Consider the following 17832-nt stretch of genomic DNA (forward strand, 5'->3'; position numbering starts at 1 on the left):
GAAGCCGTTGGCCATGAACCTATCCGCGCCCTTTATCCGCCGGCCGGTGGCGACTCTGCTGCTGAGCCTGGCGATCCTCCTGCTCGGCGGCGTCAGCTTCGGCCTGTTGCCAGTGGCGCCGCTGCCGCAGATGGATTTTCCGACCATTACGGTGCAGGCCAGCCTGCCTGGCGCCAGCCCGCAGATCATGGCCTCGAGCGTGGCCACGCCGCTGGAACGCTCGCTCGGCACCATCGCCGGCATCAGCCAGATGAACAGCCGCAGCAGTCAGGGCAACACGCGGATCATGCTGCAGTTCGATCTGGACAAGGATATCAACGCTGCCGCCCGTGAGGTGCAGGCAGCGATCAATGCCGCGCGCGAGCTGCTGCCCAGCGGCATGCGCGCGATGCCGACCTACCGCAAGGTCAACCCGTCGCAGGCGCCGATCATGGTGCTGTCGCTGACCAGCGAGGTGCTGGACAAGGGCCAGCTCTATGATGTGGCGTCGACCATCCTGGCGCAGAAGCTCTCGCAGGTGAGCGGTGTCGGCGAAGTGACCATCGGTGGCAGCTCGCTGCCAGCAGTGCGGGTTGCCCTGGAACCGCGCCTGCTCGACCAGTACGGCATCGCTCTGGATGAGGTGCGCCAAACGATTACCGCCGCCAACGCCAAACGGCCGAAAGGCGCGGTGGAACAGGGCGACCGACATTGGCAGGTGCAGGCCAGCGACCAGCTGGAGAAAGCCGCCGATTATCTGCCGCTGATCATTCGCTACCAGGATGGCGCCGCCGTGCGCCTGGGCGATGTGGCGACGGTCAGCGACGGGGTGGAGGATCGCTACAACAGCGGCTTTTACAACGACGAGCAGGCGGTGCTGCTGGTGGTCAATCGCCAGACTGGGGCCAATATCATCGAAACCATTGCCGGCATTCGCCAGCAGTTGCCGGCGTTGCGCGCGGTGATTCCGGCCAGCGTCACGGTGCAAGTGGCGATGGACCGCTCGCCGGTGATCCGCGCCACCTTGCACGAGGCCGAGCGCACCCTGTTGATTGCCGTGGCCCTGGTGATTCTGGTGGTGTTCGCCTTCCTCGGGCGCTGGCGCGCAGCGCTGATCCCGGCGCTGGCGGTGCCGGTGTCGCTGGTCGGCACCTTCGCGGTGATGCACCTGTTGGGCTTCTCGTTGAACAACCTGTCGCTGATGGCACTGATCATCGCCACCGGCCTGGTGGTGGACGACGCCATCGTGGTGCTGGAAAACATCACCCGGCATATCGAGGCCGGCGTCGCGCCTATCGCCGCCGCCTTCAAGGGCGCGCGTGAGGTGGGCTTCACCCTGTTGGCGATGAACCTGTCGCTGGTCGCGGTTTTTATCTCGATTCTGTTTATGGGCGGCATCGTCGAACGGTTGTTCCACGAATTCTCCATCACCCTGGCGGTGGCCATCGTCATCTCCCTGCTGGTGTCGCTGACCCTGACGCCGATGCTCTGCGCGCGCTGGCTCAAGGCCGAACAGGCCGAGCCGCCGGCCAATGCCATGCAGCGTCTGGGCGCGCGGGTGCAAACGCGGGTGCTGGGCGTTTATCGGCGCAGCCTGGATTGGGCCTTGCAGCACTCCTTGCTGATGCTGTTCAGCCTGCTGGCGACCATCGCGCTGAATGTGTTTCTGTTCGTCAGCGTGCCCAAGACCTTCCTGCCGCAGCAGGATACCGGCCAGCTGATCGGCTTCGTGCGTGGCGACGACGGCCTGTCGTTCCAAGTCATGCAGCCGAAGATGGAAATCTTCCGCCGCGCGCTGCTGGCCGATCCGGCGGTGGACAGCGTGGCCGGTTTTATCGGCGGCTCGGGCGGGATCAATAACGCCTTCATGATCGTGCGGCTGAAGCAAGTGAGCGAGCGCAAGTTGTCTTCGCAACAGGTGATCGAGCGGCTGCGCCGCACGGTGCCCAAGGTCCCCGGCGGGCGGATGTTCCTCATGCCCGATCAGGACCTGCAGATCGGCGGGCGCGAAGGGCGCAGTTCGGAGAACGAATACATGCTGCTCTCCGGCGACCTCGACCTGTTGCGCCAGTGGCTGCCGATTGTGCGCGACGCGCTGCGGGCGCTACCCGAACTGACCGATATCGACGCCAAGGAAGCCGACGGCACCCAGCAGATTCGCCTGCTGGTCGACCGCGATGCGGCCAAGCGCCTGGGCGTGGACATGGCCATGGTCACCGGGGTGCTCAACAACGCCTTCAGCCAGCGTCAGGTCTCGACCATCTACGACAGCCTCAACCAGTACAGCGTGGTGATGGAAATCAATCCGCAATACGCCCAGCACCCCGAGGCACTGGAGCAGATCCAGCTGATCACCGCCGCGGGCGCCCGGGTGCCGCTGTCCAGCTTTGCCCGTTGGGAGCGCAGCCTGGAAGAAGATCGGGTCTATCACCAGGGCCAGTTCGCCGCGGAGAATATCGGCTTCGCCCTGGCCGAAGGCGTCAGCCTGGAGCAGGCCAGCGTGGCGATCGAACGTACGGTGGCGCGACTCAACCTGCCGACCGAGGTGCAAGGTCGGCTCGGCGGCACCGGTGGCGCCTTCCAACAGACCCAGCAGAGCCAGCCGTGGATGATCCTGCTGGCGCTGGGGGTGGTGTATATCGTCCTCGGCGTGCTCTACGAGAGCTATATCCACCCGCTGACCATCCTCTCCACCTTGCCCTCGGCCGGGGTCGGCGCCTTGCTCGCCCTGCAGTTGATGAGCATCGAATTCAGCCTGATTTCGCTGCTCGGCTTGTTCCTGCTGATCGGCATCGTCAAGAAGAACGCCATCCTGATGATTGATCTGGCCTTGCAGCTGGAACGTCAGGAGCGGCTGAGCCCGCAGGAGTCGATCCGCCGCGCCTGCCTGTTGCGTTTTCGGCCGATCATGATGACCACCCTGGCGGCGATTCTCGGCGCCCTGCCACTGGTGTTGGGCAGTGCCGAAGGCTCGGAGATGCGCCAGCCGCTGGGCATCACCATCGTTGGCGGGCTGATTCTCAGCCAGTTGCTGACGCTTTACACCACCCCGGTGATCTACCTGTATTTCGATCGCCTGCGCCACCGGGTCAACCGCTGGCGCGGCGTGCGTACCGACGCTGCCCTGGAAACTCCGCTATGAGCATGCTGCCAATACCCGTAGGAGCGAGCCATGCTCGCGAAGCCTTTCCCGTGGCGAAGCCACTCGCGAGCACGGCTCGCTCCTACATGGGGCTGCTTGCGCTCAGTTTGCTGTTAAGTGGCTGCGCCATCGGCCCGGATTACCAGCGCCCGCAACTGACCACTCCGGAGCAGTTCAAGCAGATTGAAGGTTGGACCACCGCAGTGCCCAGCGATGCGCTGGAGCGCGGTGCCTGGTGGGAGCTGTACGGCGATGCCGAGTTGAGTGGCCTGGTCGGTCGCCTCAACCTGTCCAATCAGAACCTCGCCGCCAGCGAGGCTCAGTACCGCCAGGCCCGCGCGCTGGTACGTGGTGCGCGCGCAGCCTTCTATCCAAGCCTGTCGAGCAGCGCCGGAGCGACCCGGGCCGGGCAGGGCGGCGGCGACAGCACCCTGCGCACCTCGGACGGTTTCAGTGTCGGCGGCTCGAATGCCGCAAGCATCTCGAAGAGCTACGACCTGAGCCTGAACGCCGCCTGGGAACTGGATATCTGGGGCAAGCTGCGCCGCTCGCTGGAATCGAGCCGCGCCGGTTTCGCGGCCAGCGCCGCCGATCTGGCCGCGCTCAAGCTCAGCCTGCAGGCCGAACTGGTGCAAACCTACCTGCAACTGCGCGTGCTGGACGATCAGCAGCGTCTGCTCGATGCCACCGTGGCCGCCTATGCGCGTTCGCTGCGCCTCAGCGAAAACCAGTACAACGCCGGCATAGTGCCGAAATCCGACGTCAGCCAGGCGCTGACCCAGTTGAGAAGCACCGAAGCCCAGGCCATTGACCTGAAGTGGCAGCGCGCCCAGCTGGAACACGCCATCGCCGTGCTGATCGGCGTGCCACCGAGCGAGCTGAGCATCGCCGCGCGTGAGCAATTGCCGGCCTTGCCCATGATTCCCGTGGCGCTGCCGTCGCAACTGCTGGAACGCCGCCCGGATGTCGCCGCTGCCGAGCGCCGGGTAATCGCCGCCAATGCCGAGATTGGCGTAGCCGAAGCCGCCTGGTACCCGGACCTGACCCTCTCCGCCACTGGCGGCTACCGTGGCAGCAGCTTTGCCGACTGGGTCAGCCTGCCCAATCGCTTCTGGTCGCTCGGCCCGCAACTGGCGCTGAGCCTGTTCGACGGCGGCGCCCGCCGTGCCGAGCTGGAGCGCAGCGAAGCGGCTTACGACCAGACTGTCGCGCAATACCGTCAGGCCGTGCTAGACAGCTTCCGCGAAGTCGAAGACTACCTGGTGCAGCTGCGGGTGCTGGAACAGGAGGCGGTGTACCAGCAGCAGGCACTGGACGCTGCCCGCGAGGCTCTGCGCCTGATCGAGAACCAGTACAAGGCGGGCACTGTCGATTTCAACAGCGTGGTCAACGTGCAAGCGACTGCGTTGACCAATGAACGCAGCAACCTGACCTTGCTGGGCAGCCGTCTGACCGCCAGCGTGCAGTTGATTGCCGCCTTGGGTGGCGGTTGGCAAGCAGCCTCTGCGGGTGCGGCAGTGCCCGTGGCCAAGGAGCCATAGCCGGACTGCAGCGGGGCGCTTACCGGCAGTACTGGACGTACTGGACGTACTGGACGTTCTGGGCGCTTCTGAGCTAGGGTTCAGGGAGGATCTACAGTCGGTGGTGACAGGGACAGATCTATGGACAGATACGAGATGTTGCCCTTCTGGTTGGCCGAACAACGTTTAGCGGTAACCCTCGATCAAGTGGTTCGCGTGCTGCCGGCACTGCAGACTACCCCCCTGCCAGGGGCACCCGAGACGGTCTGTGGGTTGGTCAATGTGCGCGGCAAACTGCTCCCGGTGGTGGATCTGGCCCGGCGTTTCGGTTGGTCCACGCCTGCGCTGAGCCTGTGGCAACCGTTTATCTGGCTGCGCAGTAGCACGCGTGAGCTCCTGCTCCCGGTGGCGCGGGTGGAGTCGGTATTTAGCGCTGTGGCCGAGGACTTCATTCCGGCACCGGATCCGCGGGTACCCTCCAACCTGCTGCGCGGTGTGCTGCGGACCCGCGAAGGCCTGCTGCTGATCCAGGACGTCGAACAACTGCTCAGCGATAACGATGAGTTGCAGCTGGCTGCGCTGTTGACGGACGACGGGAGATTGGCCGATGCAGCGGACTGAAGCGCGCTGCTCGCCACGCCTGTTGGCAGCCTTGAATCACAAGGTGCATCAGCATCTGGGGATGGATTTCTCCGGGGCGCGTGGTGCCGACTTGCTGCGGCGTCTGCAGTTGCTAGCCCTGGAGTTGCAGGTAACGGATCTCGAGCATTGGCTGCAGCAACTGGCCTTTGCCGACTGGGATGCGGCCCTGATGCAGACGTTGATCCCCGCGTTCAGCGTCGGCGAGACCTATTTCCGTCGCGATGCCGAGGCGCTCGACTGGTTGGCCGCCAACCATCTGGGCCCGCTGCTGGCGCGCCGGCGCCAATCCGGGCAGCGCATCCTGCGTGTGTGGAGCGCGGGCTGCTGCACCGGCGAGGAGGCCTACAGCCTGTTATTTCTGGTCGATCAGTTGCTCGGTGCGGAGCGCGCTAGCTGGTCGTTGGAGATTGTCGCCAGCGATATCAATGCGGCGTTTCTCGCCCGCGCCGAACAGGCGCTCTATGGCGCCCACGCCTTTCGCCACAATGAAACGCAATTTCGCAGTCAGTACTTTCAGGCCGAGGGGCGTTCGTGGCGGGTACGGCCGGCCTGGCGTGGGCGCATTCGTTTTATCCAATACAACCTCGTCGATGGCGCACACGCCTGCCTACTGCCCGCTGCCGACTTGATCCTGTGCCGCAACGTCCTGATGTATTTCTCGGAAAGTCGCGCGGCCAGCGCGCTGCGACGGCTACTCGCCAGCCTGAGTACGGAAGGGTTATTGCTGCTCAGCGCCGTCGAAGCCGGCATCGCCACCCAGGCCGGCCTCAACGGGCGCTGGGCCGGCAGTAATTACGCGTTAGACCGTGATGCGTTGCACCATCGCGCCTCTGCGCAACGCGCCGAGGCGCTGCACGTCCCGTTCAGCCTGCCTGCGCCTGCGCCTGCGGCGCCCGGGCCCGAACGCGTAGTGCCGGCTGCCGCTGTCACGCCTGTACAGAACGGCGCTGCCGCGCCAGCCCCTGCATTGTGGCAACAGGCACAGGATGCCTTGAGCCAAGGCCGCGGCGCCGACGCCCGAGAAGCTCTGCTGGGCTACCTGGCCTGCGCCGAGCTCAGTCATGCACAGCAGCACCAGGCTTGTTTGCTGCTCGCGCACAGTTGGGCGGACCTGCAACGCTTCGAAGAAGCGCAGGATTGGCTGCAACGCGCGCTGTTGCTCGACCCCGCATCGGCCACCGCGTATTGGCTGCTGGCACAACTGGCGCAGCAGCGCGGCGATCACCCGGACGCGTTGCTGGCCGTGCAGAAATGCCTCTATCTGGATGCCGAGTTTATCCTCGGGTATTTCCTCCAGGCCCGCCTGTTGCTCGTACTCGGCCGCCCCCAAGCCAGTGATAAAGCCCTGCGCGTGTGCGGGCAATTGCTCAAGGATCAGGATCGGCAGGCCATGGTGCCGCACGGCGACGGCATCAGCTGCGCACAGCTACTGCGTTTGTGCGAGCAACTACAGGAGCAACGGCACGCATGTCTGAACCCATGAACGATCCCCAGCTGCCACCGAGCGTCGATCCGGCACGCTGGGCGCAGCTGCACGAGCGTTTGGCCGAATTCGAACGGCGCTTGTTAGAGGGCTTCGCCATCGACCCCGAGGAACGCGCCGCGCGCCTGCGCGAACGCAGCCGGCAATGGGCCTGCGCGGCCGACGATCAGGCGCCCGCGGACGAGTTTGAAGTGCTGCGCTTTGGCATCAGCGGCGAGCTGTATGCCATCGCCAGCGAGCATGTCGCCCAGGTGTTGCCACTCAATCAATACACCCCTTTACCGAACACCCCGGCTTATGTGCTGGGTATCGTCAATGTGCGCGGGCGGATCGTCTCGGTGCTGGATTTACGGGTGCTGTTCGAACTGCCGGTCGACAGTCTGTCGGAGCGCAATTTTCTACTGATCCTGCACAGTCCCGAGATGGAGTTCGGCGTGCTGATCGACCGCGTGTTGGGCATCGCACAGATCCGTCGCGACGCGCTGCAAAAGGCGCCGGCGAACCTAACCGGGGTGCGCGCGAACTACCTGCTCGGGGTCACCGCCGAGCAGGTCACGGTACTCGATGGCGCGCGCCTGCTGGGCGATCCCGATTTACCGGTGATGGCCGACTAATCAACAACCCTGGCGAAGGAGATACACCTGCATGATCGGTAAAACGCTACGGTTCGACATAGGCAGCAAACTGATTGTTGCCTTCGCCACGCTGATAATCGGCTTTGGCAGCCTGATCTTCATGACGCTGGAACGCTTCGTCAGCCTGCAGGAAAGCGAGGCGCGGCAATTCCAGGAGCAGTACGGCTGGATTTCCGACGCCAAGGAACTGCGCATCAATCTCGAGACCCAGCGTAACGAACTGTTGCAGGCGATTAGCGCAGGCACCGTTGACGGCCTGGATGAGCATGAAGAACGGATTCGTCAAAGCAAAATACAGAACGACCACTTGATGCAACGTATGCGCACGAGGGGGGGGGGCGATCTAAAGGCCGCAGACCTTCTCGAACAGCTGACCGTGCTACGTGCCACGATGCAGGAAACCCGTGACAATCAGTTGCAACTGATCCGCGCTGGCCAATCTGTGCAGGCGCTGCAACTGAGTACGGGGGTGCAATTGCAGCGCATCGAACGGGTTCACGGCCTGGGCCTGCAATTGACCGAGTTGACCGAGCAGCGCATCGCCGAAGCCCAGCAACGTTCGCGCCTGGCGCTGAACACCTTGCGCGAACGGATGTTTAATTTGAGCCTCGTGCTGGTGGTGCTGGGCGCGCTCCTGGCCTGGTTGCTCAGCCGGCATATCGCGCTGCCCCTGGCGCGCCTGACCGGTTGGGCCGAGCAGATCGGCCGTGGCGAGATTCCCCGCGAAGTCATCGTCAGCTCCCGCCAGGACGAAGTGGGCAGGCTGGCTCAGGCATTCGCCAGCATGAGCAAGTACCTGCGCGAGATGGTTGAAGATATGCATGAAGGCATTTCGGTTCTGGCCAGTTCCAGCGAGGAGATTCTCGCCGCCACCAGTCAGGTTGCCACCAGCACCCAGGAAACCGCCACCGCCATCAGTGAAATCGCCACCACGGTGGAGGAGGTCAAGCAGACCGCGGTGATGGCTGGGTCGAAATCGCAGGGGGTCGCCGAAAGCACCGAGCGCACCCGTCAAGTCGCGTTGAGCGGCCGGCAGGCCGTTGAGGAGGCGCTCACCGGCATGCAAAAAATTCGCGAACAGATGCAGGCGGTGGCCGAAAGCATCATGCGTTTGGGCGAACAGAGCCAGGCCATTGGCGAGATCGTCGCCTCGGTCGGCGACCTCGCCGAGCAATCCAACCTGCTCGGCGTCAACGCCTCGATAGAGGCGGCCAAAGCCGGCGAAATCGGCAAAGGCTTCTCGGTGGTCGCGCAGGAGGTCAAGGCCCTGGCGGAGCAATCCAAGCAAGCCACCGCCCAGGTGCGCGGGATTCTCGGGGACATCCAGAAAGCCATGACCAAGGCGGTGCTGCTGGCCGAACAGGGCAGTAAAACCGTGGAGGCCGGCTACGAACGGGCGCGGGCCAGTGGCGAGGCGATCCGCAGCCTCAGCGGCAGCATCGAGCAGTCCAGCGAGATGGCCCTGCAAATCGCCGCCACCAGCCAGCAACAACTGATCGGCATGGATCAGGTCGTCAGTGCCATGGAAAGCATCCGCCAGGCCAGCCAGGACAACGTCGGCGGCACCCGTCAGGTCGACCTGGCGGCGCGCAATCTGCACCAGCTGGGCCTCAAGCTCAAAGGCTTGGCCAGCCGATTCAAACTGTAAGCAGAATCATCAAGGGCTTCACTACTGCCCCGCCGAGTAGTCCCAGGGACAAGGAGAAACGAACATGCTGGGGAATATTGCCAACCTGCGTATCGGCAGCAAGCTGGTTCTGGCTTTCGCCGTCCTCATAGTCGCTTTCGGCGCCCTGCTGATCACTTCGCTGCAGCGCTTCGCCGATCTGCAGGCGACCGAGGCCAAGCTGTTTCAGCGCAGTTTCGAGCGGGTATCCAATGTCAAGGAACTGCGCGTCAACATCATCAGCCAGCGCGCCGAGTTGCTTCAGGCCATGAGCGAAGGGCAAGGCGACAAGCTGCGTCAGCGCGAGGGCGAAATCGCGGCCCTGTCGCAAGCCAACGATCGTCTGTTCGACAAGTTGCTCGCTGGTCTGGGCGATGATGGCGTGACCCGCCAGCTGCTCGATCAACTCATCGGTGTGCGTAACGCCTTCGTGCAGACTCGCGACCAGCAACTGCTGCCGCTGATCCGTGATGGACAGGTGGAACAGGCTGAGGCCCTGGCCTTGGGAATTCAGCTGGAAAGGATGGAACAGATCAACGACCTGGGCTTGCGTCTGGCCGAACTGACCGAGCGCAACGTACGCCAAGCCCTGGTCCAGGCCGAGGAGACGGTGGCGCGCCAGCGCCTGGAGCAGCTACTGGTAGGGGCGGTGGTATTGATCTTCGGCATGGTCATGGCATGGCAACTCAGCCGGCACATCGCTCAGCCGTTGGCGCACCTGACCCTCATGGCCGAGCGGATCAGCCGCGGCGAGATCCCCAGGGAACTGCGCAGCGAGAGCCGCCGCGACGAGGTCGGCCGGCTGGCCTTGGCCTTTAGCCAGATGAGCCAGTACTTGCTGGCCCTGGCCGCCAAGGCCGAGTACCTGGCCCAGGGGCACCTGAGCCAGGATAGCCAGCCGATTTCCGACCAGGACGTATTGGGCACAGCCTTCGCCACCATGTTGAGCAACCTGCGCAACCTGGTCGGGGAGCTCAACGAAGGCATCACCGTGCTGGCCACTTCCAGTGAGGAGATTCTCGCGGGGACCAGTCAGGTTGCTACCAGCACCCAGGAGACCGCCACCGCTATCAGTGAAATCGCCACCACGGTGGAGGAGGTCAAGCAGACCGCGGTGATGGCCGGATCGAAATCGCAGGGCGTGGCCGAAAGCACCGAGCGCACCCGTCAAGTCGCGTTGAGCGGCCGGCAGGCCGTTGAGGAGGCGCTCACCGGCATGCAAAAAATTCGCGAACAGATGCAGGCGGTGGCAGAAAGCATCATGCGTTTGGGCGAACAGAGCCAGGCCATTGGCGAGATCGTTGCCTCGGTTGGCGACCTCGCCGAGCAATCCAACCTGCTCGGGGTCAACGCCTCGATAGAGGCGGCCAAAGCCGGCGAAATCGGCAAAGGTTTTTCGGTGGTCGCGCAGGAGGTCAAGGCCTTGGCGGAGCAATCCAAGCAAGCCACCGCACAGGTGCGCGGGATTCTCGGGGACATCCAGAAAGCCATGACCAAGGCGGTGCTGCTGGCCGAGCAGGGCAGTAAAACCGTGGAGGTCGGCTACGAACGGGCGCGGGTCAGTGGCGAGGCGATCCGCAGTCTCAGCGGCAGCATCGAGCAGTCCAGCGAGATGGCCCTGCAAATCGCCGCCACCAGCCAGCAACAGCTGATCGGCATGGATCAGGTCGTCAGTGCCATGGAAAACATCCGCCAGGCCAGCCAGGACAACGTCGGCGGCACCCGCCAAGTCGACCTGTCGGCGCGTAACCTGCATCAGCTCGGCTTACAACTCAAGGGTTTGACGGCCCGGTTCAAATTGTGAGGCAGCCATGAGTCTGGATCGCAACGCGCTGCAACAGCGTCTGCTGGGCAGCTTTAAGGTGGAGGCCGACGAGCGCCTGAGTGTGCTCGCCGACGGCCTGGCCAACTGGCGCGAGGAAGGCGCCAGCCGCGAGTCCATCGAATCGCTGTTCCGTGAGGTGCATAGCCTCAAGGGGGCGGCGCGGGCAGTTGGCCTGCAGCCGATCGAGCAGCTCTGCCATGCCTGGGAGAGCCTGCTCGGCGCAGTGCGTGCCGGCACCTTGGAACTGAGCCCGGTGCGGGTCGAGCTGTGTCGCTATGTCTTGCGCGTGGTGCAAAAGCTGCACGCCGGGCAGCCCGCGGATGGTGTGGAGCAGGCGCAGCTGATCGAGGATCTGGAGGCTGCCGCTCGCGGTGCGGCGGTTAGCCTGCCCGTGAGCGTCGCGGCCATTCCTGCGCCACCTGCCGAGCCTGGTACGGTGCGAGTCTCGGCGGGGCGCCTGGATGCCCTGTTGTTTCACAGCGAGACCCTGTTGCAGCACAAGATCGAGGCCCGTGTCCATGTTCGTCTGCTCGGCGAACATCGCCTCGCCTGTGAACCGCAGCGCGGTCACCGACTGCCCGCCGGTGGAGCCCTGCAACGGTTGCGCGAAAGTGCGCAAGTGTTGCCCGCGGCGAGCCAGGATGCGCTCAAGGCGCTGCTCGAACACCTGGATTGGAGCCAGGCGCAGATGGACCGTTTGCACTTCGAGGCAATCCATCTGGAAAAGGCCGGCAAGCATCTGTCGCAAGGCCTGGCCCAGCTCTCCGAGTCCCTCGCCGAGGAGCTGCAGAGCGTACTCCTGCTAGCTGGCAGCAGCCTGGTGGAAGGATTGCCGGCGATGGTCCAGGACCTGGCCAGTCAGGCTGGCAAGCGGGTGACACTGCAGGTGCGTGGAGCCAGCCTGCAAGTCGACAAACGCATTCTCGACGAATTGCGCAGCCCACTCACCCACCTGTTGCGCAATGCCGTCGATCATGGCCTGGAAAGCCCAGGGCAGCGCGTTGCCTGCGGCAAGCCCGAGGTCGGTCTGATCCAGTTGGAGTTGATTCAGGAGTCGGCGGACCGTTTCGAACTGCGGGTGCAGGACGATGGCCGCGGCCTCGACCTGACGCAACTCAAGGCCAAGGCCGTGACCGCTGGCATGTTGAGCGAGGAACAGGCCCACGTTCTGAGTGAGGCCGAAGCCGGCAAACTGATCTTTGCCTCCGGGCTGTCTACCAGTGCGCTGCTCACCGACCTGTCCGGGCGCGGTTTGGGCATGGCCATCGTGCAGGAATCGGTCGAGCGCATCGGCGGGCGCATCGAGCTGGAGTCCGCGCCCGGCCAGGGCGCCTGCTTTCACCTGCACTTGCCGCTCAATCTGTCGACCTTCCGCGCGGTCATCGTGCGCAATGCCGAGCGTACCTATGCCGTGCCGGCACTGGCGGTGGAGCGCTGCCTGCGGCTACCGGCCAGCGCGGTGAAAACTCAGGAAAACCGTCCCACCCTGGTATTCGAGGAGCAGGTGCTGCCCGTCTGGACGTTGTTTGACGTGCTCGGCCTCGACGCCCAGGCCCGCAACAATGGCACTCTGACCCTGCTGCTAATGAAGGTGCGCGGCGAGCGGTTTTTCCTGCTGGTCGACGAACTGCTCGGTGATCAGGAGATCACCGTCAAGAACCTCGGTCGGCAGTTGCTGCGGGTGCGTAATCTGCTCGGCGCAACCGTGCTCGGCGACGGCCAGCTGGTGCCGATCCTGCATCCGGGTGACCTTTACCGCAGCGCCCTGGCCACAACCGCCAGCGCGCTGGTCCAGGTGTCTGCGGACGGGCCGGACGTGCGCAGCCAGCGGCTGTTGATCGCCGAAGATTCGTTCACCTCGCGCGGCCTACTCAAGGCTATTCTCGAAGGCGCCGGCTATCAGGTGGCGACCGCCAACGACGGTCTGGAAGCCTGGAATGCCTTGAAACAGGGGCCTTTCGATCTGCTGGTGTCTGATGTGGAAATGCCGCGCATGGATGGTTTCACCTTGACCAGCCGCATTCGCGCCGACCGCGAGCTGACGCAACTGCCGGTAGTGCTGGTGACGGCCCTGCATTCGGCCGAAGACCGCGGCCGCGGCCTGGAGGCGGGCGCCAACGCTTACCTGGTGAAAAGCGGTTTCGAGCAGGACAGCCTGCTTGACGCCATTCGACGATTGATCTGAGTGAAGGCCCACGACCATGCGCATATTGATCGTTGACGACTCGCCGGTACTGCGCATGCTGCTGCGCGCGGTGCTCGAGAGTGCGGGTTACGAGGTGCGCGCCGCCGACACTGGCGAGCAGGCCCTGGATATGTTGAAGCGTTATACCCCTGACATTGTGACCATGGATGTCCATATGCCGGGCCTCGACGGCTATGAGACGACCGCGCGCATCCTTGAACTGTATGCCTTGCCGGTCGTGGTGCTGACCGCCGGTACCAATGTGCGCGACTCTACAACCGCCATCCGCGCGTTGGCCGCCGGTGCGCTGGCGGTGCTGGAAAAGCCCAGGGGCCTGGGTGCGGCGGATTTCGACGAGCGCATCGATGAATTGCTGCGCACCCTGCGCAGCATGGCGCAGGTGAAGATAGTGCGGCGCCCCCGCCCCGCCGGCTCCAGCCCGCCGCTGAAGGCGACGGCGGTGCCGATCAGCCTGGCCGGGCAGACGGCCGCCAATACGCCAAAATTAATCGCCATCGCTGCCTCAGCTGGCGGTCCGGCAGCACTCAAGGCCCTGCTGCAGAATCTCCAGCCGGGCCAGCCCTGGGCGCTGATTCTGGTGCAGCACATTGCCGCAGGCTTTCTGCCGAGTTTCTGTCACTGGCTAGCGAATACGGTCGCACTACCGGTCGAGATCGCCGAGAACGGACAGACGTTGCTGCCCGGCAGGCTCTACCTGGCTCCGGACGGCTTGCAGACGGGGGTGAGCGCGGCTTTGCGCGTGCGTCTGGAGGCGGCTAGTGGGCAACAGGGTTTTTGCCCATCGGCTGATCACCTGTTCCGCTCGGTCGCCTGTGCATTCGGCAAGCAGGCCGTCGGCATCCAACTATCCGGCATGGGTCGCGACGGTGCCGAGGGGCTGGCCGAACTACGCCGCCTGGGCGGTTTTACCCTGGTGCAGGAGCCTGCCAGTGCGGTGATCGACTCGATGCCGCGAGCTGCCATTGACTTGCAGGCCGCCTGTTTGGTACTGCCGCCGGAAGGTATTGCCGCCGTGCTTAACTCGATTGCGCAGCAGATTGCTACACAGAATGTCGTGAGAAGAGGGAGCGAGCCATGTACGACACCACCGAAATTCTGATCGTCGAGGACAGCCCGACTCAGGCCACCGAGTTGCAGTACCTGCTCGAAGCAGCAGGCTGTAAGGTGCGTGTAGCGCGCAACGGAGTCGAGGCGCTGGCAAAGGTCGCCGAGCGTCACCCGACCATAGTCATCAGCGATATCGTCATGCCCGAAATGGACGGCTATGAACTCTGTCGGTGGCTGAAGAACGATGCACAGACTGCGGGCATTCCGGTGATTCTGGTCACCCGCCTAGCCGATGCGCGAGATGTGGTACATGGCCTGGTCTGCGGTGCAGACAACTTCATCGTCAAGCCCTATGACGAGAAGTACCTGATGTCGCGGATCCGCTACTTCCTGGTCAATCTCGAACTGCGCAGCCATGAGCGGGTGCAGATTGGTGTGGAGGTGATGCTCGATGGCGAGCGGCACTTCATCACCGCCGGCCGCCAGCAGATTCTCGACCTGCTGATTTCCACCTACGAGCAAGGCGTGCGCCTCAACCACGAGTTGCAGAGTAAGCATGACGAACTGACGCGCAGCAACTCGCTACTCAACGGCCTGTTTCACTTCACCAGCGGCCTGACCGATGCCAAGACCGAACTGCATGTCATCGATGCGGCCCTGCGGCGTATTCTCGAATTCCCCGAGGCGATCGGTGCCTGGTTGCTACTGGCCGATACGGGCAATACCGACGCGCCGGTGCGGGTCGCCGGGGCGCGAGGGCGGGGCACGCTATACAGCATCGAGCATCTGCAACCCTGCGTTGCCAACTGCCCGTGCCTGCATGCCTGGTTCAGTGATCGGCTGAGTACCCCGTGCAATATCAGCGGCTGTCCGGCGCTGGCCGAGCAAGCGGGCGAATGCGCCCATGCCAGCATTCCGCTGCTGCTTGGCGGCGAGATCATCGGCATGCTCAATGTGGTCCGCCGGCATGGCCAAAGCTGGCCAGACGAATGGCTTAGCGCCTTGGCCACGATCGGTCGACAACTGGCCATGGCCGTGGGCCGTGCCCGGCTGTTCGAGAGCATGGAACAGCAGGTGGAACAGCGCACGTTGGCGCTGAGGCAGAGCGAGGCGCTATTGCGCAAGATTCTCGATAACCTGCCGGTCGGCGTGTTCGTTGCCGACCGCAGTGGCCGGCTGATCATGAGCAATCCCGAGAGCAACCTGATCTGGGGCCGTGCGCAGCCGGGCGAGCTGGCCGAGCACAGTCAGTCTCAGGGCTTTTGGGCGGAAACCGGCGAACCGGTACAGGCCGATGACTGGCCACTGGCTCGCGCGGCGCAGTATGGCGAGGCCTCGCGCAACCAGGTGATCGACATCGAGACCTTAGACGGCGCGAACAAGACCATTCTCAATTCGGCGGTGCCGTTCCTCGATGATCAGGGCGTGTTACAGGGCGCCATCGCGGTTATCCAGGATGTCAGCGAGCAGCGCCGGCGTGACCTGGATATCCGTATTCGCACCCGAGTCGTGGAGGCGAGTGTCAATGCCATCATCATCACCGATTGCGAGCAGGCGGATCAGCCGATCGTCTACGTCAACCCGGCCTTCGAGCGCATCACCGGCTACCGTAGCGAGGAAGTACTGGGGCGCAATTGCCGCTTCCTGCAGGGCGAGGAGCTGGAGCAGCCGGCACTGGACACTATCCGACGGGCGCTGCGCGACCAGGAGGAGGGTGGAGCGATTCTGCTCAACTACCGCAAAGACGGCTCGGCCTTCTGGAACGATCTCAAGGTGGCTCCGGTGGTCAACGACCGCGGCAAGGTCAGCCACTTCGTCGGCATCCTCCACGACATTACCGAGGCCAAGCGCTACCAGGATGAACTGGAACACCAGGCTAACCACGACAGTCTCACCGGGTTGCCCAACCGCAACCTGCTCAACGATCGGATCCACCAGGCCATTGCCTTTGCCAGCCGTAACCAGAGCCAGTTCTCCCTGGCCTTTATGGATCTGGACCATTTCAAGGTGATCAACGACAGTCTCGGTCACAACGCTGGCGATCAGGTGCTGCTACAGATGGCCAGGCGCCTGCAGGGCAGTGCCCGGGAAGTCGACACCGTGGCGCGCCTGGGCGGCGACGAGTTCGTTATCCTGCTGGCCGACAGCGGTCCGTTCGCCGGGCGAATCGGTTGGTTGGAGCGGCTCAAGGAGCTGGTTGCAGCCCCGCTGGTGCTGGAAGGTCAGGAGCTGGTGCTCAGTTGCAGCATTGGCTTCTGCTGCTACCCCGAAGACGGCCGGGATGTCGACACTCTGCTGCGCAACGCCGACACCGCCATGTACCAGGCCAAGCATCAGGGGCGTAACCGCATCTGCGCTTTCACCCCCAAGATGAATGAGCAGATACAGCGCCGCCTGTTGCTGGAGCGAGGAATCCGCCAAGCCCTGCAAAACGGCGAGTTCCGTCTGGTCTATCAGCCGCAGCTGGATCTGCAGAGTGGTCGCCTGTGTGGTTTCGAAGCATTGGTCCGCTGGCAGCAGGAGGACCGGCTGGTGGCGCCCGACGAGTTCATTCCGCTGGCCGAGGAAACTGGGCAGATCGTCGGCATCGACCTCTATGTCTTCGACGCCGCGTGTCGCCAGATACTGGCCTGGAAGGATGCGATGCAGGGCCTGAGCATGTCAGTGAATTTCTCCGCCATCAGCTTCATGGAGCGCGATTTCATCGACCGGGTGCAGCAGATCATCACCCAGCACGGTGTAGCCCCTGGGCGACTAAAGCTGGAAGTGACTGAATCGTTGCTGATGACCAATACCGCCGAAGTGCTGGCCAAGATGCAGGCGCTCAGCGCCCTGGGGATTCGTTTTTCGATCGATGATTTCGGCACTGGCTATTCGTCTCTCGGTTACCTGAAGCGCTTTCCCTTCAGCGAACTGAAGATCGATCGCAGCTTCGTGACCGATGTCCATCTGGATCCGGACAGCGCCTCGCTGGCCCGCTCGATGATCTCCATCGGCCATAACCTGGGCCTCAAGGTGATCGCCGAGGGCGTGGAGACGCCAGAACAACTCGGTTTCCTACGCCGCGCTGGCTGCGACGAATTACAGGGTTACTACTATTCGCCGCCACTGCCGCCGGCGGCCTGCATGCAGTTCCTCCAGAGCGGCGCGGACTTGCATCTACCCGCCGATATCCTCGATGGCCGTGAGCAGTGCCTGCTGCTGATCGACGACGACCCCGTCACTCTCAACGCATTGCAGGGCGAGTTAGGCCTGGAGAACTACCGGATATTGACCGCCGCAAGTTGCAGCGAGGCACTGCCTTTGCTGGCGGTCCATGCGGTGGATGTGGTGCTGACCGATATGCGCTTGGCCGACATGAGCGATCTGGCGTTTCTGCGGCGAATCAAGGGTCTCTACCCGGAGATCATCCGCATGGTGCTGAGTAGCTCTATCGAGGTCAACAGCATCCTCAAGGCGGCCAACGAGGGGGTAATTAATCGTTTTCTCACCAAGCCCTGGTTGGCCGACGATCTGCGCAGCCAGTTGCGCGAAGCCTTCCGTCAGCGTCAATTGGAGCAGGAGAATCAGCGCCTGCGTCAGCAAGTGCTGGGCCTCTAGCCAATGTGTGAGCTTTACTACGCGGCTATGCGCTGAGCCCTCGGGCACGCACTGCGGCGACGAACCTGACCGTGGGTCTAGGGGCGG

General features: G+C 63.7%; 10 protein-coding genes. All 10 read left to right on the top strand.

What is annotated here, in order from left to right; genetic code table 11:
* Positions 1–13: 13 nt before the first annotated feature.
* A complete protein-coding gene (locus VCJ09_RS11245; protein WP_324734375.1) occupies positions 14–3121 on the top strand; it encodes an efflux RND transporter permease subunit in 3108 nt (1035 codons plus the stop codon).
* Between the two features lie 86 nt (positions 3122–3207).
* On the top strand, positions 3208–4662 hold the full coding sequence (locus VCJ09_RS11250) for an efflux transporter outer membrane subunit (protein WP_324734651.1): 1455 nt from the start codon (positions 3208–3210) through the stop codon (positions 4660–4662).
* Between the two features lie 120 nt (positions 4663–4782).
* Positions 4783–5262: a chemotaxis protein CheW gene (locus VCJ09_RS11255; protein WP_324734376.1), complete on the top strand. Its 480-nt coding sequence runs from the start codon at positions 4783–4785 to the stop codon at positions 5260–5262.
* A complete protein-coding gene (locus VCJ09_RS11260; protein ID WP_324734377.1) occupies positions 5249–6766 on the top strand; it encodes a CheR family methyltransferase in 1518 nt (505 codons plus the stop codon). Before VCJ09_RS11255 ends, VCJ09_RS11260 begins: the two co-directional genes overlap by 14 nt.
* Positions 6751–7380: a chemotaxis protein CheW gene (locus VCJ09_RS11265; RefSeq protein ID WP_324734378.1), complete on the top strand. Its 630-nt coding sequence runs from the start codon at positions 6751–6753 to the stop codon at positions 7378–7380. The genes VCJ09_RS11260 and VCJ09_RS11265 overlap by 16 nt, the downstream gene beginning before the upstream one ends.
* Before the next feature lie 31 nt (positions 7381–7411).
* Positions 7412–9049 (top strand): methyl-accepting chemotaxis protein, encoded by a 1638-nt coding sequence (locus VCJ09_RS11270; protein WP_324734379.1) that lies wholly within the window; start codon positions 7412–7414, stop codon positions 9047–9049.
* 64 nt (positions 9050–9113) lie between these two features.
* Positions 9114–10871: a methyl-accepting chemotaxis protein gene (locus tag VCJ09_RS11275; protein ID WP_324734380.1), complete on the top strand. Its 1758-nt coding sequence runs from the start codon at positions 9114–9116 to the stop codon at positions 10869–10871.
* A 7-nt stretch (positions 10872–10878) separates the two neighbouring features.
* The gene (locus VCJ09_RS11280) at positions 10879–13077 is read left to right on the top strand and encodes a hybrid sensor histidine kinase/response regulator (protein ID WP_324734381.1); all 2199 of its coding nucleotides are present in this window, start codon (positions 10879–10881) and stop codon (positions 13075–13077) included.
* A gap of 16 nt (positions 13078–13093) precedes the next feature.
* Entirely contained in the window at positions 13094–14197 is a 1104-nt protein-coding gene (locus VCJ09_RS11285) for a chemotaxis protein CheB (RefSeq protein WP_324734382.1), read from the top strand.
* Positions 14173–17745, top strand: coding sequence for an EAL domain-containing protein (locus tag VCJ09_RS11290; protein ID WP_324734383.1), 3573 nt, complete (start codon positions 14173–14175; stop codon positions 17743–17745). The genes VCJ09_RS11285 and VCJ09_RS11290 overlap by 25 nt, the downstream gene beginning before the upstream one ends.
* Positions 17746–17832 lie beyond the last annotated feature (87 nt).

Source organism: Pseudomonas paeninsulae (assembly GCF_035621475.1).
Taxonomy (GTDB): Bacteria; Pseudomonadota; Gammaproteobacteria; order Pseudomonadales; family Pseudomonadaceae; genus Aquipseudomonas; species Aquipseudomonas paeninsulae.